Source organism: Pseudomonas sp. A, assembly GCF_056270345.1.
Map to the genome: position 1 here is coordinate 5,444,612 of NZ_CM149873.1, position 25,632 is coordinate 5,470,243.

The window sequence follows — 25,632 nt, forward strand, 5'->3', positions numbered from 1 at the left end:
TTCAGGGATACGGTTTCATGCGCTGGCTGCTTGCCCTCTTCTGCCTCAGTGTCGCCTCGGTGTCGCAAGCCGCCTTCACCGAGACCATCATCCGCAAGACGCCGTCGGCCGTGCCGTCGCCGGTCCAGCCCGCTGCTGGCAGCGCCCAGCAGGAGCGACTGATCGACAAGGTGCTGGTGATCAAGTCCGAACGCCGCCTGCAATTGATCAGCCGTGGCGAGCCGCTCAAGACCTACCGCATCTCCCTGGGCAAGCAGCCCAAGGGTGCCAAAGAGCGCGAGGGCGACAAGAAGACTCCCGAAGGCCTGTACTGGCTGGACTGGCGCAAGGTCAGCGACCGCTACAACCTGGCCATGCACATCTCCTACCCGAACATCACCGATGCCGCCAAGGCCCGCAACGAAGGCGTGGCCGCCGGCAGCATGATCATGATCCACGGCACGCCGATCAACGAGGAGTACCCAGAGTGGTACTTCCACACCCTCGACTGGACCGAGGGCTGCATCGCCATGCGCAACGACGACATGCGTGAGGTATGGAGCATGGTCAAGGACGGCACGCTGATTGAAATCCGGCCCTGAACCACCCTCGACAGCTTTCGATTACAACAAAGGCCTGCCCCGCTCTCGCGGGGCAGGCCTTTGTCTTTCACCGCCGATATTCCCTTTCGACGCATAACCGCTCACTTTTCCTACGCACACAATAGCCTTCCTTCCCACAAGGCGATGGCTTTGAGCCATACAAATGCCATCACCGGCATTCTTAAAATTCCCGCAAATGATTTCTCTGTTTCATACATCACTTGCGAGGTTCCCATGCAAATCCCTACACCCAAGACCAGGCCTGACACCCTACGCTGGGCCGTCTTTCTCGCCCTGCTGGGCAGCACCCAGGTCGAGGCGCAGGGCGCCCTGACGCCGACGCCCGGCCCGGGTGGCACGCCGATCATCGACAATGGCCACGGCGTGCCGGTGATCGACATCGTCGCGCCCAATGCCGGCGGCCTGTCGCACAACCAGTTCCTCGACTACAACGATGGCAAGCAAGGGCTGGTACTGAACAACGCCCTGCAGGCCGGGCAATCGCAACTGGCCGGTCAATTGGGCGCCAACCCGCAGTTCCAGGGCCAGGCCGCCTCGACCATCCTCAACGAGGTGGTCAGCCAGAACGCCTCGCGGATCGAAGGCGCGCAGGAAATCTTCGGCCAGAAGGCCGACTACCTGCTCGCCAACCCCAATGGCATCACGCTTAACGGTGGCAGCTTCATCAACACCACCCGCGCCGGCTTCCTGGTCGGCAATGTCGACATCCAGGACGGCCAGCTCAAGCACCTCGACAGCCGCGAAGCCAGCGCCACCCTGCAGGTACTGGGAGGCGGCCAGAGCAACGCCAGGGGCGCCCTCGACCTGATCGCCCCACGCATTGACAGCAAGGGGCCACTCCTGGCCCAGGGCCAGTTGAACCTGACCGTTGGTCGTAACCGGATCGATGCCGGCAACCGCGAAGTGCTCGAGCACCTGCCCGCCGCCAGTGCCTCCATCGATGCCAAGCTACTCGGCGCCATGCAAGGCGGTCGCATCCGTATCGTCAGCACTGCCGAAGGCGCCGGTGTGCAGGTCGGTGACGCCAGCCTGCTGGCGGACCGTGACCTGATCATCCACTCCGCCGGAGACCTGCATGTGCAGGGCAGCGACAGGCGCCAGGCCAGCCTCACCAGCAATACCGGCAAGCTCGACCTGAACGCCGCCGGCGACCTGCGGCTCACCGCCACCCAGGGCAAGGCCAGGCAGATCGAGGTCAATGCCGGCAAGAAACTGACCCTGGACACCGTCACCCGGGAGAAGGTGCTGGACGATCCTACCAGCTGGAAGAAAGAGTGGGCGTTCATCACTACCGAAGCGTTCGACGGCAATACCAAAACGACCCGCCGCGAGCAACTGGGCAGTCGGCTGCGCGCCGAAGACAGCATCAACCTGCAAGCTGGCAGCGACCTGCACCTGACCGCCGTGCAGTTGAATGCAGATAACGGGCTAAAGCTGCGCAGTGGCGGCACGATGACCATTGATGCCGGCGTGGACAGCGAGCAGGTCGATGAGCGGCTCAACCATCGCGTCTACCTGAACAATACGGGCATCGACAGCAAGTCCTACTCCGAGAAAGTAAAATCCAGCACGCTCAAGGCCGACACCCTGGTTGCCAGTGCCGGCGGCGACCTGCAACTGCGCGCAGCCAGGCTCGAGGCCGAGAAGACAATCGCGCTCGACGCCAACGGTGACTTGACCATCGAAAGCGCCGAGGAAAACGCCCGTACCGAGCGGTCCACTGGCAAGCGCCATTTCACCGCCAGCGCCGGGCGGACCCAGCCCGGGCAGGATGGCCAGCCAAGCTCGGGCCAGTACACGGCGAGCGTGGGCTACGAAGCCCTGCACAGCGACGAGCAGACCTCGGAGACGCACCAGGTTGCCAGCAGCATCAGTGGCGCCGGCGTAACCGTGCGCACAGGGCAGAAACTGACGGTGAGTGGCTCCGAGATAAAGGCGAACGCCGGGAGCCTTGAGGTTTCGGCCAGCGAAATCGAACTCGCCGCCGCCCACGACAGCGTGGCCCGACAAACCATCGACACCCGTACCGGCGCCGCGCTGGCCGTCACCGGCGGCATGGACCGCCTGGGCCTGGGTATCGATGCCTACCGTGGCCCAGCCGGCCTGATCGAACGCGAAAGCAACGTGCGCCGCAGCACCCTGCAGGCCAGCGGCGACTTGCGACTTGATGCCCGGCAACTGACCACCGAGGCGGCGAATGTGCAAGCGAGCCGTACGTTGCACGTAAACGCCGAGCGTATCGACAACCGCGCGGTCGCCAATATCCGGGAAACCGAAACCAGCCTGAACCAATGGGACGGTAGCCTCGGCATCAGCACCGACTACCAGCGCATCACCCGCCCTATCGAACGGCTGTTCACCGGCAAGCAAGCCGAAAGTGCACGTCCCTCTACGGTGATCGACAAACTGGCCCTGCCCAAGACCGGCGCCGAACTGGCCATCGGGCACCAGACCCGCCTGCAGAAAGACATCGACAGTACCGCGCAGGTCAGCACCTTCAACGGCGCCGATGTCCGGGTCAAGGCCGACCACATCAAGGACGAGGGCACCGACTACAACGCCAGGACCGGCAGCCTGCGAATCGAGGCCGGAGAGCACCAGGCACTGGCCGCCAACGACCGCAAGACCCGTGAGGTCAAGTACATCACCGGGGGCGGCAGCCTGCGGGTGGACACCACCCTGGCCACGGACATCAACGCCAGGCTCGAAGGCAAAGGCTCCAACCTGACACAAAAAGAGGAAGCATCGCTCGCCCGTGTCGGCAGCCTGCGTGGCAAGAGCGGCATCGAGGTGCAGCTTGAACGCGCAGGCCACTACCAAGGCACCTACATCGCCAGTGAAGAGGGTGCGGTCAGCCTGGAAAGCAGCGGCGACCTGACCCTTGCCGCAGCCCAGGATCACACCTCCAGCAGCAGCACCAAATTCGAGGCCGGTCTGGCAGCCAAAGGTGGTACCGGTCTGCTCGGCCCCAACGGCGGGCTGGACGGCAACCTCAAGCACAGCACACTCACGCAACACACCGAAAAGGCAAGGGTGGCGCAGATCGACGGCAAGGGCACGATCGAGCTGTCCAGCACAGGCGACATGCACCTGCAAGGCACCCGTATCGACAGCCGTGAAGGCGATATCCGCTTGCACAGCGACGGCGTGCTGAAAGTGACCGCTGCCCACGACACCCGCAAAAGCGAGGGCAAGACCTGGGGTGGCGGCCTGGATGTCACAGGTAGCGCCACCGGTGGTGCCCTGGGTGGCCACGGCACCTTTGGCTGGGTCAACGAACAGGCCAGCATGGCTGTTGGCGCGCAGTTCACCGGCAAGGGCGCGGTGCAGCTCACCAGCCTTGCCCGCGAAGATGTCGCCTTGCAGGTGCAAGGGCTGCAGGCCAGTGCCGAGCGGATTGGCCTGGATGCCCAGAATGGTGGCCTGCTGATCGAGGCGGCCAGGAACACCGAGCATCACGACAATCTCGCCGTCACAGTCGGCGGCGGCCTCAAATTGGCGGCCCTGGATCTGGGCGGCATCAACGGCCAGGTCGACCTGAAGCTGGACAAGCGCAACAACACCACCTGGCACGACAGCAACCTGCGCGCCGACCTGGTAGACCTGCGCAGCCAGGGCGATACCCGCGTCGAAGGTGCCCAGGTGCAGGCCAAGCGGATCGAAGGCAAGGTCGGCGGTGACCTGCTGGTCGCCAGCCGCCAGGATCAGGTCGACAGCCTGGTCCTCGACATCGACGCCAGCCTGACCCAGAAGGCATCCACGCAAGGCACTGACGAGTCGAGCAGCCCATTGGAGACGCTCGCAAGCGGCAACCTCGGGGAAATTGCTGGTGCGCTCTGGAGCAAGATCACCGCGAAGTTCACACCGTCCCTCAAGGCCGAGTACGCCCAGCGCAAGAACGACACCGTCAACCAGCAGACCACGCTGTCCGCAACGCACGGCATCGACCTGGAAGTCGGCGGCGAAACCCGCCTGGTCGGCGCCACGCTGCGCGCCAGCGAAGGCCAGGTCGAGCTTGGCGAAAGTAGCGTTTCGCGCAAGACCTTGAACGGTCGTGACCATGAGCGAAAGGTGAAGGTCGATGCCTCGTTCTCGCCGGTCGACCTGGCAGGCACCCTGTTCTCGTTCATCAAGGACAAGGTCACGGGCAATGACGGTGCCGACAACGGTGACAAGCCACTCGATCTCGGCCTGGTCCGCACCAGCGGGCACGACCGCAGCGTCGAGTACGTCTCGAAGATCGAGGAGGGTCGCAGGTACTGAGCCAGCCCCTATGGAAAAACGCATAACCCATTGATTTAGCTTGATCCTGTGGGAGCGGGTTTACCCGCGAAGAATCCAACGCGGTGCCTGGCACCGGCTCCGCCGGTGTTCGCGGGTAAACCCGCTCCCACAGAGATAACAGTTCCTTGCGCGACAGCGTATCCCAAGGGCTGGGCGATCTCCCACAGGGCACGCGGACTACCTGCGAACTCCGATTCCTGCACAACGGCTCCGTGACCAGACCAGATGCCAATGACCAGACAAAGACTCCACTCAACCGTCGAAACACGACACATCATTCACCTGCTGCTCGCCTGCCTCGCACTGGCAATGCCCCTGGCCCAGGCCGATCCGGCCAGTCAGCAACTGCGCAACGAGCAGCAGAAGCTGCGGCAGTTGGAACAGCAACAGCGCCTCGATCGCTGGCAACGTCCCCAGCCCTCCACCGCCCTGGAGGCCACCGACTCAACCTTAACTGCGCCCGATCAGCACTGCTGGGCAATCAGCGGCGTGCGCCTGGCTGGCAACCGCACACTCGATACGCGGCAGCTGGAATCGAGCGTGCGCGCAGTGTCTTCCTCATGCATGGGCGTCGCCGATATCGACCGATTGCTCAAGCACCTGACCCAGCACTACGTCGAGGCCGGCTACCCCACCAGCCGCCCCTATGTGGCCAGCCCGCCCGAGCACGGCGCGCCACTGGACATCGTCATTGTCGAAGGCTTCATCGAGTCGATCGAGCTCGCTGGCGCCGACCTGCCACTCTCGCTGCACGGCGCGTTCCCCGGCCAGCTTGGCCAGCCGCTGTATCTGCCGGACCTCGAACAGGGTCTGGACCAGCTCAACCGGCTGCGCGCCTATGACCTGGAGATGGCCCTGCTGCCAGGTGAGTTGCGCGGTGGCACCCGTGTCATGATCGAACCACGACGGGCCGCCTCGCCCGTGCATCTGGATGCCCTCCTCGACAACCGCGGCGGTGAGCTCACCGGCCGCCACCGCCTCAACCTGGGCCTTGGCCTGGACAGCCCGCTGGGGCTGAACGACGACCTGCGCCTGTCGCTTAGCTCGGTGGTGTTCGGCGCGCCCGGGCAAAGCAAAGGGACCAGCCTGTACTACAGCCTGCCCCATGGCCGCTGGACCTTCACCCTCAACGTCAGCCGCATGCGCTACCGCGCGCCGATCCCGAACACTCGTTATGCCAGCAACGGCCGCAGCGAGTTCTTCGGCCTCGGCGCCGAACGCGTGCTGTGGCGCAATCACCAGGGCATGCTCAGCGCCAGCGCCCGGCTCGACCGCAAGCAACTGGTCAACCGTTTCGGCCCCGCCGTGCTGGCCCTGCAGAGCCCGACCCTGGCCACCGTCGAGGCCGGGCTCAACCTGCTGTGGCTCGAAGGCGGGCTGTGGAACGCCTACCTGGGGCTGAGCCAGGGCATGCACTGGCTCGGCGCCGACCGCCCATTCGCCCACAAGCAGGCGCCACGACCAGATTTCACCAAGTACCGCGCCAACCTGCTGCACCTGCGCCAGGGCCCCGCCCAATGGCCGTGGCGCTGGCAGAGCGAACTGGCGCTGCAATACAGCACCCATGTGCTGCCTGCCGTCGAACAGATGTCACTCAGCGACCATTCGGCCGTGCGTGGTTTCCGCCAGCACAACGTCTCCGGCGCCAGTGCCGGCGCCTGGCGCAATACCTTCAGCCAGCCACTGCCGCTGCCGGTACAGGTGCGCCCCACCGCAGGCCTGGACCTGGGCTGGGCCCGCTACGCACGCACCAGCCCGTCGCAGCGCCTGGTCGGTGCCTCGGCAGGCGTCGAACTGAGCCTGCCGCACAGCCAGCTGCGCCTGGACTACCAGCGCGGGCTGTATGCCAGCGATCGACCACGCAAGGCGCTGGAGCAAGGCTTCTGGGTCGCGCAGTGGTCCCTGAACCTCTGAGCTACCAGCTCAGCCGGCGCTGCCCGACGCGGTCTTGCGGCCCCAACCATTGCAGGCCGCGCAGCACCGGTGTCAGGCCGGCGTCAGCCGATATTGCGAAGTCGAGCTGCGCCCGCCGTGCCACCAGGTCGGCCTCCAGGCCAAGCTGGTGCTGACCTTGGCGAACCAGCCCCGCAGCCAGCCGCCAGCCCTGGCGGCAGTCCATTTCCAGCGTCCCCTGCCCCAATCCCAGGGACCACGGGGCGCTCAAGGCCAGATCGGCCACCGTGATCCGCCCTTCAGCGGCCAGGCAACGCTGCCCCGAGCCTTGCAGGCTGATGCCCCCTTGCCACTGCCCAGTCAGGCGGTATCCCAGGGCAGCGCTGGGCTGCGAGCCCACTGCCTGCAGCCCGGCCTGCCAACGCCACGGCCAGCCGCTCAGGCGCCCTTGCCAACCCTGGCCTTGAAAAACCAACCGCACCTGCAGGTCGCGCTGCCACGGTCGCCACGTCCATTGCACCGGGCCTGCCGCACCCAGCCGAACGGCCTGCCCTTGCCACAGGCTGCCGCTCACGCCCTCGGCCGGTAGCCCAACCCCCGCGACCAGCCAGCGTGCCGGCAGCTCGGTCAACAGTGTCAGGCAGAACACCAAGGCCACCCACAGCCCAGCCCGCCGGTTCATGGCCGCAGCCGCACGGTAAAGCGCAGCCCCTCGGTGTCTCGCTCCAGCCCCCACTGCAAAGGCTGCGCGCCATCATCGCGCAGGGCCTGCAACCAGCCTTGCAGCACCTGGGCATCGGCCACCTTGCCACGCGCCAGCCAACCTTCGTCCTCGGGCTGCACCTCGGCCAGCTCGATGCGTCGCGCCTGGGCCGACTGGTGCAACTCTTCCAGGGTCAATGCGGGTTGCTGTGCTGGCGCCGTCAGCGATTCGGCCAGCGCCCGCCACTGCGCCTGTTCGCGCCAGTAGGCGTTACCCTCGCGCAGCGCCAGCAGCACAACCAACAGCGCGACGGCGCCCCAGGCCAGCGATAACCGATGCTGCTGCAACCATTCGCGGTTCATGCTGCGCTCCCCAGGTCGAACACCACGCGACGCGCCTCGTCTTCCACCTGGACCTGCACGCCGATCGCCGTGGCCATGTCGTGCCAGGGCGCGACGTCGCCCTCGCCTTCCAGCTCCAGGTGCCAGCGCTGGCCGTCGTACCGCACCGCCCGCACCTGCCAGCCAGGGTGATCGCTCAACCAGGCATGGACCTGCGCCTGCACCGCGTCGAGCAGACGCAGGCGCACCTGGCTTTCACCGGCGTGGTCCCACAGGCGCTTGAGCGCCAGCGCCGCCTGGCGTGGTGTCGCCTGGGGACCGGTCACCGCCAGCACCTGGGCGCGATAGACCTGGGCCTGTCGCCACTGTTGCGCGCACCACAGCCCGCCCCATGCCAAGGCAAGCGCCAGGCAGGCGACGGCCAGGCGCGATTGCCCGCCCTGCAAACGCGGGCGTGAGCGGGCACGTCGCGCCTCGAACACCCCCGGCAGGCCATCGAGCGGCGCCAGCACCTCTGGCCATGGGCCCTCGATGCATTCGGCGTCATCGGCCAGCCCGTCCAACGCCGGCGGCAGGCCGAGCACCTGCGGCCAGGCCAACCAATGTGCCTGGCTTTTGTACAGGCTCATCGTCCCTCGCCGCCAATGCCAACCCGCCGCGCCCACGCTGTCGGGCAGCAGCTGGAACTCAGCCCAGCAACGCTCCAGCGGCAGCGCCCAGGCGGCGCACTGCGCACGCCATTCGTCCAGCCTCGCCCGCGCCACCACCAGCAAGCGCACCTGCCCCGAGTGGTGCCCGATACGGGCACAGAGCACGTCATCGACGCCTTGCAGCAAGCGGTCCTCGACCAGCAACGGCCACTCCTCGCGCTTGAGCCCGGGTGGCGCGGCCAGCTGGAAGTGGCTGCAATGCTCGCCGGGGACGATCAGGGCGACGCGCGCCTCGAGCCCTGGCGGTGGTTCCCCCAGTCCCTCGCGCACGGGGCGTCCCTGGATTACCAGCAGCCACTCCCAGACCTCGCCTGGGCGCAGCAGCAGCCAGGGTTGTGCCGGCGCCCGGCGGCGCCATTCACGCTTCATGAGCGCCCCCAGGGCAGAACGAAGGTGCAGGTAAACGGTGCTCCATCACGCACTAGCTCCACGCGCACACCCCGCCCGGGGTGCGTCGGTTGTTCGGAAGGCCAGGCCAGCCAGCGGCCGGACTGGTGGTAGAGGATGTTCATCGCGCTGACCCGCTCCAGCCGCTCGCGCATCACCCATTGCGGGGCTGCGGCGGCGTAGAGGTCGGCCGAGGTTTCCAGCAGCAGGCGTTGTTCGCGGAGCTCGAAACGCAGGCGCTGGCGTTGCAGACGCGAGCCGCCCTCGGCCTGGGGCCAAGCCGCGGCGGCCACCCACAGCAGTTGACGGCGGTCGGGTTGCCAGTCGAGCCAGCGCAGCGCCAGCGGCAGGCGCTGTTCATACACACGGCGCAACACCGGGCTGTCGAAGCGCCGCTCCAGGGCCAGGCAGAAATCCAGCACGCCGGTTTCGCGCACCTGTTCGTCGAGCCGCTCGCGCACCTTCAGCCAACCGTTGACCAGCGCCGACAACAACACCCCGAGCAAGGCGGTGAGGGCCAGGGCCACCAGCAGCTCGATCAGGGTCATGCCCGCCTGGCGCCGCTTCATGGCCGCTCCAGGAACACGGTGTACTGCCCAAGCGGCAGGCGCTGGCCGCGGTCGGCATGCAGCAGCAACTCACCACGGCGCAGGTCGCGCACGCCGGTACGGCGCAGCTGCAGCTGCCAATGGCAGGCCTGCCCGCCCTCGACCAGCACGCCGCTGTCCTGGTTGGCCACCGGCCAGTACTGCTCGACCGCGAAACGTGCCTGCAGCTCGCGGGCGCACAGCAGGCCCAGGCGATGCTGCTGCACGGTGTCCTGCACAGCCAGGCGCTGGCGCAGGACCTGGCTGGTGATCACCGCCAGGACCGCGGCGATGCCCAGGGCCACGCTCACTTCGAGCAAGGTGAACCCCCGTTGCCCGCGTTTCATGGCATCACGCTCACGCGCAACTGGCCACTGCGGTCCCAGTCCCAGCGCCGGCCGCCCTCGGCCCAGCGCCAGCGCACGGTGCCCGGGCGGGCCCAGCCATCAGGGGTGAACAGCAGCGCGGGCGTCTGGCTGGCCGGCCAGTCCGGGCGCAGGCCCTTGGGCCAATCGCCCAAGGCCACGGTTTCCACCTGCCATTGATCACCTTGGCGGCGCACGAACTCAGGTCGCTGGCCGTTCCAGCGGATCCCCCGCAGTTGCCCGGCATGACGTGCCAGGTCGGCCTGGGCCACGGTGGCGGCGGCCAGGCGGTCGAGGGTCTGGTCGACGCTGCTCCTTCCGCTGTCGAGCCAGGCCACCGCAAGGCTGGTCATCAGCGCGGCGATGGCCAGCACCACCAGCAGTTCGAGCAGGCTGAAGCCGCGCTGTTGGATCGCGACAGCGTGGGAGCGGGCTTGCCCCGCGATGGCGGTGGCATGGCCAACATTGCCATCGCGGGGCAAGCCCGCTCCCACGCAGTTGCGCTCATTTCGGGCAGGCATTTCAGAGCGCCCAATTGCCCAGGTCGGCATCGAGCCCTTCACCACCCGGCACACCGTCGGCGCCCAGCGAATAGACATCGACCCGGCCATGCTCACCGGGCATGCGGTACTGGTATGGCGTGCCCCACGGATCTTCCGGCAGACGGCGGATGTAACCATCGCTGCGCCAGCTGCGTGGCAGCGGTTCCTGGGTCGGTTTCTTCGCCAGCGCCGCCAGGCCCTGCTCGTTGCTGGGGAAACGCAGGTTGTCCAGGCGGTACATGTCCAGCGCCTGCTCCAGGGTCGCAAGGTCGGCCATGACCTTCTGCTTCATAGCCTTGTCCTGGTTGCCCAGCACGCTGGGCGCGACCACGGCGATCAGCAGGCCGATGATGAAGATCACCACCATGATTTCCATCAGCGTGAAGCCACCTTGGCGGTTGCGTCGTTGTTGCATGAAAGGTCTCCTTGTCACAGTTGCAATCCCTGGTTGAGCTGCATGATCGGCAGCAGCACCGCCAGCACGATGAACAGCACCACCGCGCCCATCACCAGGATCATCAGCGGTTCGAACAGCGCCATGGCGGTGTCCACCTGGCGGGCGAAGCCACGTTCCTGGTCATCGGCCACCCGCTCGAGCATGTCGGCCAGGGTGCCGCTGGCCTCGCCGCTGCCAACCATGTTCACCAGCAGCGGCGGAAACTGGCCGGCGCCGTCCAGCGCGCGGTGCAGGCTGGTACCACCCTGCACCTGCTGGCGGACCTGCTCCATGGCGGCACGAATACGCAGGTTGCCGACCGTCTCGGTGGCCACCTGCAGGGCTTCGAGCAGGGCCACGCCACTGCCGGAGAGAATCGCCAGGCTGCGCGCCAGGCGCGCGCTTTCCAGCACCTGCAGCAGCGCGCCGACACGCGGCAGGCGCAGCAGCAGGTCGTCGCGACGCAGGCGCCAATGCGGCTTGCGCAGCAGCCAGCCGCCAGCCACGGTCAGGCCGATCGCCAGCGCCAGCAGGTACGGCCCGGCATGGACCAGCCCCTGGCTGATGCCGATCAGCAGCGAGGTAATCAACGGCAGGCTCTGCCCGGAATGGGCGAACTGCTCGGTGAGCTTGGGCACCACGAAGGTCATCAGGCCGACCACCACCGCCAGCGACACGCCCATCAGCACCGCCGGGTAGATCAGCGCGGTACGGGCCTTGTGGCGCTGGCGCTGTACCTGCTCCAGGTGATCGGCCAGGCGCGCCAGCACCTGGCCCAGGCGCCCGGAGCGCTCGCCGGCCTCGACCAACGCGCAGTACAGCCCGGTGAACGGCGCGCCCTGGCGAGCCAGACTGCGGGCCAGTCCCAGGCCTTCGGCGAGGGAACCACGCAGGGTCACCAGCACCGCATGCAGGGCCGGCTGGCGCAGTTGCCGCTCCAGCGTCGCGAGGGCATCGACCAGTGGAATGCCGGCACCGACCAGGGTCGCCAGTTGCCGGGTCAGCTCGCACAGCTGGGCGCGGGTCAGGCGCTGGCGGCGGGGCTGTGCGCTGTCGTGGCGCTGCAACTGCCGGGCGAACAGGCCCTGCTCACGCAGCAACTGGCGCGCATGCCGCTCGCTGTCGGCCTGCACGTTGGCCTTGTGCGCCTTGCCGGCAAGATCCACGGCCTGGTAGCGATAGGTCGGCATGCTCAGCCCTGCACCACGCGCAGCACTTCGGCCAAACTGGTCTCGCCACGGGCCAGGCAGTCGCGGGCCTCAGCCACCAAGCTCTGCCGGCGGCCATCCAGGTAGGCCTGCATGACCAGTTCACTCTCGCCGTCGTAGAGCAAGGCGACCAGCCCGGCATCCAGTTCGATGAACTCGTACAGCCCCAGCCGACCGACATAGCCACTGCCCTGGCAATGCTCGCAGCCAACCGGGTGATAGCTCTCGCGCAGGCTGCCCAGTTCCGGCCACAGCTCGCGCTCGGCAGTTTGCAGTGGATGAGCCACCGCGCAGGCACACAGCCGCCGCACCAGGCGCTGGGCCAGCACGCCGCGCAGGCACGAGGCGATCAGGAAGGGTTCGATGCCCATGTCGCGCAGGCGGGTCACCGCGCCCACGGCGCTGTTGGTGTGCAGGGTGGACAGCACCAGGTGACCGGTGAGGCTGGCCTGCACGGCGATCTGCGCGGTTTCCTGGTCGCGGATCTCGCCGAGCATGATCACGTCCGGGTCCTGGCGCAGGATTGCGCGCAGGCCGCTGGCGAAGGTCAGGCCGGCGCGGGGGTTGATGGCGGTCTGGCCGATGCCGGCGATGGCGTACTCGACCGGATCCTCGACGGTGAGGATGTTGCGGCTGCCGTCGTTGAGACTGTTGAGGCTGGCGTATAGCGTGGTGGTCTTGCCCGAGCCGGTCGGGCCGGTAGACAGCACGATGCCGTTGGGCCGCGCCAGGCATGAGCGCAAGCCGCGCAGCACGGCGGCGGGCATGCCCAGGTTGTCCAGCGCCAGCAGGCTGGCCTGCTTGTCGAGCACGCGCATCACCACCCGCTCGCCATGGATCCCGGGCAGGGTCGAGACCCGCACATCCACCTCGCGCCCGGCCGCGCGCAGGGTGATGCGGCCGTCCTGGGGCTGGCGCTTCTCGGCGATGTCCAGCCGGGCCATGACCTTGATCCGCGACACCAGCATCGCCGACAGCGCCCGGGGCGGGCGCAGCACTTCGCGCAGGTGGCCGTCGACGCGCAGGCGCACCACCAGGCTCTGCTCGAAGGTCTCGATATGGATGTCCGAGGCGCGCAGGCGCAGGGCCTGGCCGAACAGGCCGTTGATCAGGCGGATCACCGGGGCTTCGTCATCGCTTTCCAGCAGGTCCTCGATGCGCGGCATCTCGCTCATCAGGCTGTCCAGGTCGACCTGCTCGCCGATGCCTTCGATCAAGGCCTCGTTCGCCGCCTCGCCGGCCTGGTAGAGCTGGCCGAGCCGCTCGTCGAAGTTCGCGCTGTCGAGGTGCTCGACGCCCACCGGCTGGCCATGCACGCGCAGCAGCTCCTGCAACTGGTCGCTGTCGGCGTCACTGCGCAGCCACAGCTGCCAGCCGCCTTCGGTCGGCGCCATGGCCACGCCGCTCTGGCGCGCCAGGCGATAGGGCAGCATCACCAGTCACCGCCTTCGAGGCGTGCCCGGCTGGAGGGAAACACCTGCAGCAGCGGCAGGCCTTCGGCCAGAGCCGGCAGCTTGAGCGGGGTGTTCTGTTGCAGGCTCTGGTACTTCTGCTGGCTCAGCCCGGCCAGGCTCTCGCCGTCGCGCAGGATGCGCGGGCGGATGAACACCATCAGGTTCTGCTTGGTGTTCTTGCTGGCGTCGGAGCGGAACAGCCGGCCCAGGTAGGGAATGTCGCCGAGCAGCGGCACGCGCTGGTTGCTGGTGGAGAGCTCGTCGCTGATCAACCCCCCGAGGATCACCAGGCCGTTGTCCTCGACCATCACCTTGGTCTTGATCTCGCGCTTGTTGGTGATCACGTCGCTGGCGGCGCTGGAGTCGGCGATCGACGACACCTCCTGGACGATGTCCAGGCGCACGCTGTTGTCGACATTGACCTGCGGCTTGATGCGCAGCTTCACCCCCACCTCCTTGCGCTCGATGGTCTGGTAGGGGTTGGCGTTGTTCTGGGTGACGGAGCCGGTGACGAACGGCACCTCCTGGCCGACCAGGATCGACGCCTCGGCGTTGTCCAGGGTCAGCAGGGTCGGCGTGGACAGCAGGTTGAAGCCGCTCTTGCCCTTGAGCGCGTTGACCAGCATGGCGAAGTTGAAACCGCCGCCGATATGGCCGATGCCGGCGGTGGCGCCGGTGGTGGCCGACAGCAGCTTGCCGAGTTTTTCGTTGTCGCCGCTGCTGGCGGCCCCGGCGATGCTGGCGATGTTCACCCCGTTGCCGCCGAAGTTGACGATGCCGGCGCCGAACTTCTCGTCGGCGAACAGCCACTGCACGCCCAACTCCTGGGCGCTGCTGTCGGACACCTCGGCGATGATTGCCTCGACCACCACCTGCGCCCGGCGGATGTCCAGCTGCTCGACGATGCTGCGGAAGGCGGCCAGCTCGCTGTCCGGGCCGACCATGACCACGGCGTTGGTGCCCTCCTCGTATTCCAGGCGGATCCCCGAATCGCTGGCCGCCGGCACCGGCGCCGCGTCCTTGCCCTCGCCTTCGGCGGCCGGTACCGCGCCGGCCTGGCTCAGGCCGCGCAACACCTTGACCACCTCGGCGGCATTGGCGTGGCGCAGGTACATGACCTGGGTATTGCTGCTGCGCAGGTTGTCGCCGGGCCGGTCGAGCTGGGCCAGCAAGGCCCGCACCCGCTCGCGGCTGTCGGCGCTGCCGCGTACCAGCAAGGCGTTGCTGCGCGGATCGGCGACCACCTGGGCGGCATCGCCGCCCTGCTCGCGGGCCAGCAGGCGGGTCACCAGGCCCGCGGTGTCGGCGGCGCTGGCGTGCTTGAGCGGGATGACCTGCAACGGCTCGTCGCTGACCTGGTCGAGCTGGCGCAGCAGGCTGTCGATGCGCTCCAGGTTGCTGCGCCAGTCGGTGACCACCAGCAGGTTGGCGGCCGGGTACGGCGTGATCACGCCGACCCGTGGGTCGATCAGCGGCTTGAGGATGCCGAGCATCTGCTCACTGGCGGCGTTGCGTACGTTGAACACGCGGGTGGCCACGCCATCGCTGCCCTCGGACTTCTTGCCGGCGCTCTCCACCGGCACCGGCTCCAGGCGCGCGGCCTGGTCGGGGACGATTTTCACGCTGCCATTGGGCAGGTCCACGGCGGCGAAGCCCTGGGCCCGCAGCTGGGCCAGGAAGATATCGTAGATGGCGTCGGCGTCATGCCGATCGACCGTGCGCACGGTGACCTTGCCCTGCACCCGCGGGTCGACGATGAAGGTGGTGCCGGTGATGCGTGACACACTGTTGATGAACTCACCGAGCTCGGTGTCGACGAAATTGACCTCGTACAGCGGCGTGCCGTCGTCGGCGAACACTTCCGGCTCTTCGGCCCGGGCCAGGGACATGCCGAGCATCAGCAGCCCGGCCAGACAGTACCTTGCGATCATCATTCATCCTTGGCGCTTGAAGCCGGTCACGGCGGGGCGTGGCGGCCAGGGCAGGCGCTCGCGCCGGCCGTTGTTGTCGAAGATCAGGCCATCGACGTCGATGTCCTGCAGCACGATGCCCGGCGCCAGGCGCTGGCCACGGCCGAGGGTGCGCACCTGCTGGCCGTGGCGCAGCACCACCACGCTGGCCGACAGCGGCTGGGCCTTGAGCCCGCCCAGGTAGGCCAGGGGCAGGCGGGTGATGGGAATACTTCCGTCATCGACGGGGGCTTGCCAGTGCTCCACCAGCAGGCCCGGCAGCGCGACATCCGCCTGAACCGGTGCGCTGGCCGGCAGCGGCTGGCGGCTGAGCAGCAGCACGCATTGCGCCGCCAGCCAGCCGGCCAGGCTCAGCAAGGCGAAGGTGGCCAGGCGCGAAGTCACGCCGCCACCTGGTGCGGGTGCCAGCCCGGATGGCCCTGGACGTAGCGCACCGCCGGCAATTGCAGTGTTGCCAGCGCCCAGCCCGGCGTCTGCCGGGTCAGCCAGGCTTCCAGGGTCTGCCACAGCGGTACACCGGCCTGGGCGTCGAAGTGCAGGCCGAAGGTGCGGCACAGGCCTTCGACCGGTTGCAGGCCGATGATGCGCTTGCCGTTAGGGCTGTAGCTCACCTGCCAGTTCTGGCTTTGCCAACGCGGCAGGTCCTGGCTGTTGTCCAGCAGCAGCGGGTCGCCGAACAGTTGCTCGGCGGCGTTCTCCAGCACCTGTTCGACCTGACGCGCCGGGGCTTCGACCACCGGCGCGGGGTAGCCGCCGGTGAGGCTGATCAGGTGTTCGCGGGTAATCGGCTCGCCCGCTTGCAGCGGGTAGTCGTAACGCAGGCCGGGCAGCAGCACCGGCATGCTCGAATCGTCGGCCAGGGCCTGGTGCAGCAAGCGGTCCCAGCTGCCGCCACGGGTATCGCGGCGCCACAGCGCCTCGGGGGCACGGGCCAGGGGCTGGTCGAGCCAGGCGGCATGGCCGCTGCGCTGGCGTTGCAGCTCGCCGCGCAGCTGGCTGGCGCGGGCCTGGGCTTGCGGCCCGAGGCTGTGCTCGAAGGCCGGGAAGAACCGCGCCTCGAACTGCCACTGGCCACCGGCCTGGCGGCACCGCAGGCGAAACGCGCCGCTGGCCCGGCAGCCGGCGAACAGCACCGGCACCCGCCGGCCACTGGCCTGGCTCGCCAGTACCGGCGCGGGCCACAGGTCCTGGCCGCGGGCGCACAGCAGCACATCCACTTCCGGCACCCGCTCGGCCAGCCACAGTCCGGGGCCGGTACCGACATCCGCCAGCGCCACCACCAGGTCGGCCTCGCGCCGGGCCTGCTGGAAGCTCGGTTGCAGCGACTGGTACCACTGTTTCAGCGAGGCTTTCTGGTCCTGGGCGTAAGGGTCGGTGACACCCACCACCGCAATGCGCACGCCGCCGCGCTGGAACACCTTGACGCCTTCGATGCCCAGCGCCTTGGCCTGGGTGTCGGCAAGGCCGGCGCCGAGGGTAATAGAGGAAGACTGGCGATAGAGCCCGGCGCTGCGCTGCGGCCACAGCACCCGCTCGTCGCTGCTGACCCGCACCTCGCTGCCGAGCAACTGGCTGCCCTGCACGCCGCTCTCGCCCTGGGTGAGGTAGGCCAGGCCGCTGCCGTTCCAGCACTGGCCGTTCTCCAGGGTCAGGCACTGCTCGCTGCCGGCTTCGACGCGCAATTGCTCGAGCAACGCCGCGAGTACCGCGTAACCACCGGTACGGGCTTGCCCGCTGAGGCCGGCGTCGAGCAACGGCGCCAGTTCCGGCTGCCCGGCACTGGCATTGGGCCCACTCATCCACGGCGCGCGGCCCAGGTGGCTCACCGGCCCCAGGCGGGTGGCCGGCACCACGGCCTGGCCCGGCTGGCGGGCATCGAGGGTGTCGGCCACATACAGCAGGTCCAGCGCCCGGTCGCTGCCGCCACGCGGCCCCGGTAGCGCGGAACAGGCGCCGAGCAACGGCGCCAGCGCACCGACGCCCATCCACCCGATCACCTCGCGCCTGCCCACACTGCTTGCCATCGACTCCGCCATCCCTGTTCACGTTGGGCTCCGGATATTGCGGCGTTGGCGTGACAGTTTGATGGCAGAAATCCGCTGCTAATTCCAAAACAGACTTGATTAGGCCTTTAGTAATAGCAGCGCGTTTTAAACGCCCTTTAACATTTCTGCCAATCAATCGACATACTTGCCGTCTACAGTCGCGGTTTCCTTCAACTCAGCTAATAAAAGGACACCCTGATGAGTCGAGATACCGGCGATAACCTGGACCGGAACCTGAGCGGCAACCTGCCGATGGCCAGTGTCATGGACACCTACCTGAGCCGTCGCGCCGTGGTGCGCGGCAGCCTCGGCGCCGCCATCGCCATGATCGCCGGCACCGGCCTGACCGGTTGCTTCGACGGCGGCGGCGGTTCCGACAACGACGATCCGGCGCCCCAGCCGGAGAAACCGAAACTCAAGCTGGGCTTCAATTCAATCCCAGGCTCGCGCACCGATGCCTGCGTGGTCGCCGCCGGCTACAGCGCCTATGTGCTGGCGCCCTGGGGCACGCCGCTGAACGCCACCGCCAACCCATGGAAGGCCGACGGCAGCAACACCTCCACCGACCAGGCCAACGCCATGGGCATGCACCATGACGGCATGCACTTCTTCCCCATCAACGGCAGCTCCAGCGATGGCCTGCTGGCGATCAACTTCGAGTACATCGACACCGCCGCCCTGCACCCGGCCGGCCCCACCACCGTCGCCGGCAAGCGCCCGGTCGAGGAGGTGCGCAAGGAGATCAACGCCCATGGCGCGGGCGTGGTGCGTATCAGCAAGGTCGCCGGGCGCTGGCAGGTGGTCGACAACGACCCGCTCAACCGCCGCTTCACCACCGTCTCGCTGATGGACATTGCCGGCCCCCTGCGCGGCACCGACCACGTCAAGACCAAGTTCTCGCCCACCGGCACCCAGTGCCGCGGCACCAACAACAACTGCGGTAATGGCTACACGCCGTGGGGCACCTACCTGACCTGCGAGGAGAACTGGCCCGGCATCTTCGTCAACAAGGGCACCCGCCCGGCCAACCAGGTGCGCATCGGTGTCTCCAGCAGCAGCGGCCAGTACAAGTGGGAAACCGCAGCCGGTGACGCCAGCGAAGTGGCCGGCGAATTCGCCCGCTTCGACATCACCCCCACCGGCGCCAGCGCCACCGACGACTTCCGCAACGAAGCCAGCACCTACGGCTACATCGTCGAGATCGACCCGTACACCAGCAACACCCTGGCGGTGAAGCGCACCGCCCTGGGCCGCTTCCGCCACGAAGGCTGCTGCCCGGGCCTGCCGGTGGCCGGCAAGCCGCTGGTCTGGTACACCGGCGACGACTCCAACAACGAGTACCTGTACAAGTTCGTCTCCGACGCGCTGTGGGACCCGGCCGACGCCAACCCGGCCGACCGCCTGGCCACCGGTGCCAAGTACCTGGACAAGGGCAAGCTCTACGTGGCCCGCTTCGACGCCAACGGCACCGGCGCCTGGCTGCTGCTCGACGTCGCCACCCCGACCACCGGCGGCAGCACCCTCGGCGCGCTGTTCACCGATTTGCCAGGCATCATCCTCAACACCCGTGGCGCCGCCGACGCCGTGGGCGCCACGCCCATGGACCGCCCGGAGTGGACCGCCGTCAACCCGCTCAACGGCGACGTCTACCTGACCCTGACCAACAACAGCGCGCGCACCGCCGCCAAGGTCGACGCGGCCAACCCGCGCGGCCCGAACCGCCATGGCCACATCATCCGTTGGCACGACAGCGACGACCACAAGACCTTCACCTGGGACATCTTCGTGTTCGGCGCCAACGCCGCCGGCGCCCCGGACATCAACCGCTCGGGCCTGACCGAACTGAACCAGTTCGCCAGCCCCGACGGCATGAGCTTCGATAGCCGCGGCGTGCTGTGGTTCGAGACCGACAACGGCGAGGCTACCCTGACCAGCTACACCAACGACCAGCTGCTGGCGGTGATCCCCACCGACCTGGTGGACGCCAACGGCAAGCAGATCCCGGTCAACGCCACCAACCAGGCGGCCCTGCGCCGCTTCTTCGTCGGGCCGAACGGTTGCGAGGTGACGGGCATCGCCTTCACCCCGGACAACAAGACGATGTTCGTCAACATCCAGCACCCGGACAACTGGCCGACCACCGACAAGGCCTCCGACGTCACGCCGACCGGCACCTCGGTGCGGCCACGGGCTTCGACGGTGGTGATCCAGCGTAACGATGGCGGGGAGATCGGTACGGCCTGATCGAGTCGACCGGTGTTCCCACAGTGACAAACGAAAAAGCCGCCCATGGGCGGCTTCTTTCGATTCGACTGAGGCTCAGTAGACCTCGAGGTTCCAGCCCACTGGTTCGACAGGTTCCCCTTTGAGGATCTTCTCTGCCCGCTCGGCCATTGCCTTGCACAACTCCTCGCCCGTCATCTCACGCTTCTTCGCAGTGTTGGCGGGGGTTGGTTTGCGAACCAGTGGTGTACGCAACTCAATTCTCATATTCATGCTCCTTGTCGCAGGGCACGCCTTGCGCGCCAGCGTGGCCTGCCTCAGGCGAGGCTAGCATCTTGCCCAAATGGTAGCAGACAGGGTTCATCAACTGCACGAACAGGTCTGCACGGTCCGCATTCATCAGCATGTTCTCGGCATTCTTGCTGACGTTCAAGACGCCCATCAATGCCCCCTGATGATAGAGGGGCAGACTGATCAGCGATTTCGCATGATCAAGCTTGCGGTAGTAATCCTTTACCTGTTGCTCGTATCTGGGATTGATTTCGCTGTTGATGATTTTCTGATTGGCGAACCACAGGGCCATGGTTTCATTGATGTTCGGTACATAGCCAGGTTGACCGGTCGCCGCCGCTCGCGCCGGCCCCGGGAGATTTGGATGATGGAACGAGGGGTCATAGCACGCCGTTCGAGTGAATGGCAGGCAGATCTGCTCGGCCGACGCATCGGGACGCCCGGGGCATGATGAGTTGACGGATAGCCCTGTGTCCTGGATGAACAGGATGCCCGAGCAGCGCTCTATCACCACGTCATAGGATTGGTTGTGCAGAAAGAACTCGTATTGCAGCAACCAGTCCTGCAATGCGTATGAGTCCTGGTTGACGAAGGCTTGCACATCATCCCCCAAGGCCAGGTCACGTACCGGTGTCAGGGAAATTTCGTCCCGGTACAGGACCCGCATGATATTCGCATGGTAAGTGACGAAACGGTTGGATGCCGAGACGCCATCCCACAGCCTGGTGAGGCTCAGGATGATCGACATGATGGTTCGAATGCGCTGTACGATCGTTTCCGGGCTGAGCGTACGAGCCTCGTGCTTGGTCAGCTGACGCAACTCGCCGATTGTCCTCAGCGCATCCACATAGTCATTGATGAACTGCCGAGGAGGCAGATTGGTCAGACGCCCTTCCATCTCGCGGCGTTGACGTTCCAGGTCGGCCTCCTTGCGACGTGCGATATCCGTCAAACCCAATTCGCGCAGCCACACCAGCACAAGCGCAACCACGGTCAGGCAGAGCGCGATAATGGAGTGCGCGTAGGTTTCAGGTACAGGGAGCGATGTGTCATCGATCAGGTACTTGCACTGTTCGAGGATCGGAGTGCTGCAGATCGATACGAATCCCGCACTGCCGACAGAAAACACTGCCAGCAAGATCGACCCGGCGGCAGACGCAAAGCACTTCGAGAGCCCTATCCGGAAACGCCCGTCAATGGCCACGCCATCACTCAGGGCCTGGAGGGTTTTCTCGCCCCAGTTGGGGCGGGTGGTGTTCAGCATGAGAGGTGAATACCCAGTAGAACATGTGGTCGGCGGGTAGCTTAGCCGCCCACGTCACCGCCCATGCTGAACGGATCAATTCATCCGACATTTCCTACGATACATAGCGAATTTCCAACCATCAGTAACAAAGCTTTACCAGGCTACGGGCTCCCGCCCCCTGACCCGCACCTGCTGCGCCGGCACCCGCGCATGCCACTGCACCACGCCCAGCGCCTCGATCTGGAACTGGCTGCGCAGCGTGCGTCCCTCTTCCTCGAACGACAGCTGCAGCACGAAATGGCCGCTGTTGAGCAACAACCCTTCGCTGAGTCGGGCGAAGGTCTCGTCATCCACCGCGCCCAGCGCCTGGCGCAATGCCGCGGCATCCACATAGCCCGCCGCCGGCCGGCCGCTGATGATGCGGCTGAGCATCGAACGGGAAAACTGCCCCTCGTACAAGGCCTCCAGCAACGGCAGGTGCTCCAGCCCCAGGGCGTTGGCATTGAGTCGCCAGCCGCCGGTCGATGGCAGTGCGCAGAGCATTCGGTAGCGGCCTTGCCGGCCACTGTCGGGCTCCAGCAGCAGGTTGAGTTCACTGGTGTCGAGCATCGGCTGGTTGGCCGCCAGCCGGGGTGGCTGCTGGCGCAGATACTGGGCACTCTCGGCCCCTTGCAAGCGGGCATCGCTGTCGGCATCCAGCCAGTCGGCCAGGGCATCGACCAACCGCTCGGCGGCCATGTCGTCGCCGAGCAGGTGGCGCAGCTGGCGCTCGGCCCGCGGACCATCCTCGCCCAACAACGCATTCACGTTGAAGCAACCATGCTGGTCGATCACCCGCAGTTGTGCTTTGCCGGCGCCGAAGTCATAGGCCAACGGCTGCCCACGCAGGGCCTGCCAGAACAGCGGGCTGGCCCGCCAGGCCGGATCGCGCAGGGCCTGGGAGGCATAGGCCAGCCCAGCCTGCTCCATGGCCCGTACCTGCACCCGCTGGTGCAGCAGGCGCACCTCATCCACCTGGCGCCGGCCATCCTCCACCAGCCAGGCCAGCCCCGCCGCGAGCATCGCCAGTACCACCAACACCATCAGCAGTGCCGCGCCCTGTTGTCGCCTGCGCCCCATCCCTGTCTTCCCGTGGCCGCTGAAAAGCGCCAGTCAACACGCCCGTTGTTGCAGTCAGATGGCAGTCATGTGCCCGTCATCTGCGCAGGGCAGGATTGGCCTTCCTTTTTCTTTGACCTGACAGGAGTGGTCTTACATGGGTGGCATCGGAATCTGGCAATTGGTGATCGTGCTGTTGATCGTCTTCCTGCTGTTCGGCACCAAGCGTCTCAAGGGGCTCGGCAGCGATGTCGGTGAAGCGATCCAGGGCTTTCGCAAGTCCATGGGCGGTACTGCCGACAATGGCGTCGAGCAGCAACCCCAGGTGCTGAACAATCAGCCGGTACAGCAGGCGCAGACGGATCGCCAGGCCTGATGTTCGAGATAGGCTTCACCGAACTGCTGCTGGTCGGCATCGTCGCCCTGCTGGTGCTCGGCCCCGAGCGCCTGCCGGTGGCGGCGCGTACCCTCGGCCGTGGGCTGGGCCAGGCGCGGCGGGCGTTGAATGCGCTGAAGGCGCAGGTGGAGCGGGAGATCGACATACCCGCCCTGGATGCCGTGCCGTTGCAGCGCCTGGAACAAGAGATCCGCCAGGGTATCCAGCTCGACGCGACGCCGGCCAATGATGCGACTCCGGTCGCCCACGCCAAGGAGAGCGCCTGATGTCCCTCGCCCTCGAACAGGCGGCGCGCATGCCGCTGACCGACCACCTGCGCGACCTGCGCAAGCGCCTGGTGCGTTGCCTGCTGGTGGTCGCGCTGGTGTTCTGCGGCTTGTTCCCCTTCGCCCAGACGCTGTACACGCAGATCTCCGAACCGCTGCGCCGCTACCTGCCCGAAGGCGCCAGCATGATCGCCACCAGCGTCACCTCGCCGTTCCTCACGCCGTTCAAGCTGACGGCGATGTGCGCGCTGTTCGTCGCCATGCCGCTGTTGCTGCATCAGGCCTGGGGTTTCATCGCCCCGGGGCTGTACCGCCGCGAGCGACGCATCGCCCTGCCGCTGCTGGTGTCGAGCATCGTGCTGTTCTATGGCGGCATGGCGTTCGCGTTCTTCCTGGTGTTCCCGATGATGTTCGGTTTCTTCGCCAGCGTGACCCCGGACGGGGTGGCGATGATGACCGACATCGGCTTGTATCTGGACTTCATCATGGCGCTGTTCCTGGCGTTCGGCCTGGCCTTCGAGATCCCGGTGGCGACTTTCATCGTGGTCTGGGCGGGGTTGACCGACGTGGCCACGCTGCGGCGCAGCCGGCCCTATGTGATCGTCGGGTGTTTCGTGGTGGGGATGATCCTGACGCCGCCGGATGTGTTTTCCCAGACCATGCTGGCAGTGCCGATGTGGGTGCTGTTCGAGGTGGGGTTGCTGGCGTGTGGGTTGGTGCGCCGGGCGGTCTAACACTGTACCGGCCCTATCGCGGGATCAAGCCCGCTCCCACGCCAATCGCACATTTGCACACTCTGCGTGGGAGCGGGCTTGCCCCGCGATAGGGCCATCGGCTCAACCGGAACGGTTCAACCCCACCTCCATGTCATCGATCAACGCCTTGGCCATGGCACTGAGGATCCGCGCCGAGCTGCCGGCCAGCAGGTCACCCTCCATTTCCGCCTCGCAGGTCAGGTGGCGGATGCAGCCGAGCAGCACCGACAATTCGCTGAAGGCGTCCTCGAAGGAAACACCCGGCTCGACCTTGAACAGGTCCAGGCAGACCGTGCGACCGGCGGTGTGTCCGCGAGTCATGGTCGGACCTGCGGCTTGTGTTCGAGCAGGGCGCAGGCCAGTTGGCCTAGGTAGTCGCTGGCGGTGAACAGGCGGTCCTGGGCTTCTCCGGGTTCGGTCTGGAAGTAGATATCGAGCACATCGGAGATGGCGGTGGCTACCTCGACAGCAGCGGCCATCGCCTCCTCGCGGGTGAGCGTGGAACGGATACTGATGAAGGGTGCGAGACGGGGTGGATCGGGGACGATTTTTTTCATAGGTCCAACTCTTGTGCGTTCCAAGGAAGCGCCATCCCATGGCAATTCTCACAAGACAAAGGGTGGCAGCCGTGAACGGGGTGAGAATCCGGGGCACAAGAAACCCGGTCAGACCGAAGTCTGCCCGTGCACGGCTGCCATGAAGGGACTGCCGAAAAACTTGTACTCCAGGATTCTCACACCCTGGTCACCAAATCTGGCGACCCGATGAAGTTATCCCTGGGGTATTTCCCCGACAAAGCGGCGGCTTCCGGCAAGCGCGTAGGATAGTTCCCAAGCTTTGTTGGCTGAAGCATTTGGTTTCAGATTCGGAAATATCTGACAGTTCTTGAGATCGCTGGGGCTGTTTCACAGCCCTTTCGCGGCACAAGGCCGCTCCTACACAGGAGTACGCGCATCCCTGTAGGAGCGGCCTTGTGCCGCGAAAGGGGCGCAAGGCGCCCCCAGGGATTACGACAGATAACCTGACCAGTGGTATTGACCTGGTATTAAAGTGGTATTAATTTTCCACCCAACAACAATACCGGACACCGCCCATGCGTCCTCTATCGGCCCTGCGCCCCGACGACACCAGCGCCACCCCGCTCTACCTACAGCTGGCGCGCAACCTTGAGCAGGCCATCCACGCCGGCCAATGGACCGCCGACCAGGCGCTGCCTTCGGAGCGCACCCTCAGCGAAACCCTGGACATCTCCCGGGTCACCGCGCGCAAGGCCCTCGAGGTCCTGCTCGAACAAGGCCTGATCCATCGCATCCAGGGCTCCGGCACCTTCATCACGCCACGCCTGGAACAACCCCTGTCACGCCTGTCGAGCTTCAGCGAAATGCTGCGCATGAAAGGCTTCGTACCCAGCTCCCAGTGGCTCGAGCGCAGCATCGGCACCCCGAGCAACGACGAACTGATCCGCCTCGGCCTGTCGCCCACCGACCAGGTGGTCCACCTCAAGCGCCTGCGCAAGGCCGACGACATCGTCATGGCGGTGGAGGTCAGCACCCTACCCGCCCGCCTGCTTGGCGACCCGCAGGCCATCGGCGATTCGCTCTACCAGCACCTCGACCGGCTCGGCCGCCCGGTGGTCCGCGCCCTGCAACACATCCGCGCGATCAACGCCGGCGAAGAGCTGGCCGCCCAGGTGGGCATCGCCCCCGGCACCGCCATGCTGCTGATGACCCGCATCGGCTACCTCGACGACAACACCGCCATCGAGCTGACCGACACCTACTGCCGCAACGACTACTACGACTTCGTCGCCGAACTGCGACGCTGACCGG

25 protein-coding genes are annotated in these 25,632 nt (G+C 66.6%); 8 read left to right on the forward strand and 17 right to left on the reverse strand.

What is annotated here, in order from left to right; translation table 11 throughout:
• Window positions 1–17: 17 nt before the first annotated feature.
• The 3 genes from AC0MAZ_RS24290 to AC0MAZ_RS24300 all read left to right on the forward strand — a co-directional run bounded on the left by AC0MAZ_RS24290 (window position 18) and on the right by AC0MAZ_RS24300 (window position 6,800).
• Window positions 18–581: a L,D-transpeptidase family protein gene (locus AC0MAZ_RS24290; RefSeq protein WP_186713920.1), complete on the forward strand. Its 564-nt coding sequence runs from the start codon at window positions 18–20 to the stop codon at window positions 579–581.
• A 234-nt stretch (window positions 582–815) separates the two neighbouring features.
• Complete coding sequence (locus tag AC0MAZ_RS24295; RefSeq protein ID WP_475859467.1) at window positions 816–4,865, forward strand: hemagglutinin repeat-containing protein; 4,050 nt, start codon at window positions 816–818, stop codon at window positions 4,863–4,865.
• A gap of 246 nt (window positions 4,866–5,111) precedes the next feature.
• Window positions 5,112–6,800: a ShlB/FhaC/HecB family hemolysin secretion/activation protein gene (locus AC0MAZ_RS24300; protein ID WP_442800009.1), complete on the forward strand. Its 1,689-nt coding sequence runs from the start codon at window positions 5,112–5,114 to the stop codon at window positions 6,798–6,800.
• Between the two features lies 1 nt (window position 6,801).
• Here AC0MAZ_RS24300 and AC0MAZ_RS24305 read toward each other — a convergent pair whose 3' ends face one another.
• From AC0MAZ_RS24305 to AC0MAZ_RS24360, 12 genes are read right to left on the reverse strand one after another with little or no spacing between them, the layout of a single operon-like run.
• Window positions 6,802–7,461: a hypothetical protein gene (locus AC0MAZ_RS24305; protein ID WP_475859469.1), complete on the reverse strand. Its 660-nt coding sequence runs from the start codon at window positions 7,459–7,461 to the stop codon at window positions 6,802–6,804.
• Window positions 7,458–7,844 carry a type II secretion system protein GspM gene (gspM, locus tag AC0MAZ_RS24310; protein WP_232855931.1) on the reverse strand — a complete coding sequence of 129 codons (387 nt, stop codon included), beginning with the start codon at window positions 7,842–7,844 and terminating at the stop codon, window positions 7,458–7,460. The genes AC0MAZ_RS24305 and gspM overlap by 4 nt, the downstream gene beginning before the upstream one ends.
• Window positions 7,841–8,902 carry a GspL/Epsl periplasmic domain-containing protein gene (locus AC0MAZ_RS24315; RefSeq protein WP_475859471.1) on the reverse strand — a complete coding sequence of 354 codons (1,062 nt, stop codon included), beginning with the start codon at window positions 8,900–8,902 and terminating at the stop codon, window positions 7,841–7,843. Before AC0MAZ_RS24315 ends, gspM begins: the two co-directional genes overlap by 4 nt.
• Window positions 8,899–9,489, reverse strand: a complete 591-nt coding sequence (locus tag AC0MAZ_RS24320; protein WP_475859472.1) for a prepilin-type N-terminal cleavage/methylation domain-containing protein — start codon at window positions 9,487–9,489, stop codon at window positions 8,899–8,901. The genes AC0MAZ_RS24315 and AC0MAZ_RS24320 overlap by 4 nt, the downstream gene beginning before the upstream one ends.
• Entirely contained in the window at window positions 9,486–9,854 is a 369-nt protein-coding gene (locus AC0MAZ_RS24325) for a type II secretion system protein (protein WP_475859474.1), read from the reverse strand. Before AC0MAZ_RS24325 ends, AC0MAZ_RS24320 begins: the two co-directional genes overlap by 4 nt.
• Complete coding sequence (gene gspH, locus AC0MAZ_RS24330; protein ID WP_232855934.1) at window positions 9,851–10,393, reverse strand: type II secretion system minor pseudopilin GspH; 543 nt, start codon at window positions 10,391–10,393, stop codon at window positions 9,851–9,853. The genes AC0MAZ_RS24325 and gspH overlap by 4 nt, the downstream gene beginning before the upstream one ends.
• A 1-nt stretch (window position 10,394) precedes the next feature.
• Complete coding sequence (gspG, locus tag AC0MAZ_RS24335; protein ID WP_028691608.1) at window positions 10,395–10,829, reverse strand: type II secretion system major pseudopilin GspG; 435 nt, start codon at window positions 10,827–10,829, stop codon at window positions 10,395–10,397.
• Window positions 10,830–10,843: 14 nt separating this feature from the next.
• Window positions 10,844–12,040: a type II secretion system inner membrane protein GspF gene (gene gspF / locus AC0MAZ_RS24340; RefSeq protein ID WP_475859477.1), complete on the reverse strand. Its 1,197-nt coding sequence runs from the start codon at window positions 12,038–12,040 to the stop codon at window positions 10,844–10,846.
• 2 nt (window positions 12,041–12,042) lie between these two features.
• Entirely contained in the window at window positions 12,043–13,491 is a 1,449-nt protein-coding gene (locus tag AC0MAZ_RS24345; protein ID WP_475861493.1) for a GspE/PulE family protein, read from the reverse strand.
• Window positions 13,491–15,443, reverse strand: coding sequence for a type II secretion system secretin GspD (gspD, locus tag AC0MAZ_RS24350; protein ID WP_203650996.1), 1,953 nt, complete (start codon window positions 15,441–15,443; stop codon window positions 13,491–13,493). Before gspD ends, AC0MAZ_RS24345 begins: the two co-directional genes overlap by 1 nt.
• A 3-nt stretch (window positions 15,444–15,446) precedes the next feature.
• Window positions 15,447–15,866, reverse strand: a complete 420-nt coding sequence (locus AC0MAZ_RS24355; protein WP_203650992.1) for a pilus assembly protein PilZ — start codon at window positions 15,864–15,866, stop codon at window positions 15,447–15,449.
• Window positions 15,863–17,506 carry a bifunctional UDP-sugar hydrolase/5'-nucleotidase gene (locus tag AC0MAZ_RS24360; RefSeq protein WP_475859480.1) on the reverse strand — a complete coding sequence of 548 codons (1,644 nt, stop codon included), beginning with the start codon at window positions 17,504–17,506 and terminating at the stop codon, window positions 15,863–15,865. The genes AC0MAZ_RS24355 and AC0MAZ_RS24360 overlap by 4 nt, the downstream gene beginning before the upstream one ends.
• 219 nt (window positions 17,507–17,725) lie before the next feature.
• Here AC0MAZ_RS24360 and AC0MAZ_RS24365 point away from each other — a divergent pair, with 219 nt between their 5' ends.
• Window positions 17,726–19,771: a PhoX family protein gene (locus AC0MAZ_RS24365; protein WP_475859482.1), complete on the forward strand. Its 2,046-nt coding sequence runs from the start codon at window positions 17,726–17,728 to the stop codon at window positions 19,769–19,771.
• A gap of 75 nt (window positions 19,772–19,846) precedes the next feature.
• Here the strand turns inward: AC0MAZ_RS24365 and AC0MAZ_RS24370 are convergent, their stop codons facing one another.
• The 3 genes from AC0MAZ_RS24370 to gspK form a co-directional block, all read right to left on the reverse strand.
• Complete coding sequence (locus AC0MAZ_RS24370; RefSeq protein WP_203650986.1) at window positions 19,847–20,017, reverse strand: hypothetical protein; 171 nt, start codon at window positions 20,015–20,017, stop codon at window positions 19,847–19,849.
• Complete coding sequence (locus AC0MAZ_RS24375) at window positions 20,007–21,305, reverse strand: hypothetical protein (protein ID WP_475859484.1); 1,299 nt, start codon at window positions 21,303–21,305, stop codon at window positions 20,007–20,009. Before AC0MAZ_RS24375 ends, AC0MAZ_RS24370 begins: the two co-directional genes overlap by 11 nt.
• A 135-nt stretch (window positions 21,306–21,440) precedes the next feature.
• On the reverse strand, window positions 21,441–22,406 hold the full coding sequence (gene gspK / locus AC0MAZ_RS24380) for a type II secretion system minor pseudopilin GspK (RefSeq protein ID WP_203650982.1): 966 nt from the start codon (window positions 22,404–22,406) through the stop codon (window positions 21,441–21,443).
• 136 nt (window positions 22,407–22,542) lie between these two features.
• On the opposite strand from gspK, the gene tatA reads away from it, so the two are divergent.
• Genes tatA through tatC form a run of 3 tightly spaced genes read left to right on the forward strand, consistent with a single transcriptional unit; the run spans window position 22,543 to window position 23,782 of the window.
• Complete coding sequence (tatA, locus tag AC0MAZ_RS24385; RefSeq protein ID WP_062574996.1) at window positions 22,543–22,761, forward strand: twin-arginine translocase TatA/TatE family subunit; 219 nt, start codon at window positions 22,543–22,545, stop codon at window positions 22,759–22,761.
• Window positions 22,761–23,048, forward strand: a complete 288-nt coding sequence (tatB, locus tag AC0MAZ_RS24390) for a Sec-independent protein translocase protein TatB (RefSeq protein WP_232855938.1) — start codon at window positions 22,761–22,763, stop codon at window positions 23,046–23,048. The genes tatA and tatB overlap by 1 nt, the downstream gene beginning before the upstream one ends.
• A complete protein-coding gene (tatC, locus tag AC0MAZ_RS24395) occupies window positions 23,048–23,782 on the forward strand; it encodes a twin-arginine translocase subunit TatC (RefSeq protein WP_232855939.1) in 735 nt (244 codons plus the stop codon). The genes tatB and tatC overlap by 1 nt, the downstream gene beginning before the upstream one ends.
• Before the next feature lie 102 nt (window positions 23,783–23,884).
• Here the strand turns inward: tatC and AC0MAZ_RS24400 are convergent, their stop codons facing one another.
• Together AC0MAZ_RS24400 and AC0MAZ_RS24405 are read right to left on the reverse strand one after the other, a co-directional pair.
• The gene (locus AC0MAZ_RS24400) at window positions 23,885–24,124 is read right to left on the reverse strand and encodes a DUF3077 domain-containing protein (RefSeq protein WP_050704173.1); all 240 of its coding nucleotides are present in this window, start codon (window positions 24,122–24,124) and stop codon (window positions 23,885–23,887) included.
• Entirely contained in the window at window positions 24,121–24,360 is a 240-nt protein-coding gene (locus AC0MAZ_RS24405; protein WP_203650978.1) for a hypothetical protein, read from the reverse strand. The genes AC0MAZ_RS24400 and AC0MAZ_RS24405 overlap by 4 nt, the downstream gene beginning before the upstream one ends.
• A gap of 536 nt (window positions 24,361–24,896) precedes the next feature.
• On the opposite strand from AC0MAZ_RS24405, the gene AC0MAZ_RS24410 reads away from it, so the two are divergent.
• The gene (locus AC0MAZ_RS24410) at window positions 24,897–25,628 is read left to right on the forward strand and encodes a GntR family transcriptional regulator (RefSeq protein ID WP_234561685.1); all 732 of its coding nucleotides are present in this window, start codon (window positions 24,897–24,899) and stop codon (window positions 25,626–25,628) included.
• The last annotated feature ends 4 nt before the right edge of the window (window positions 25,629–25,632 follow it).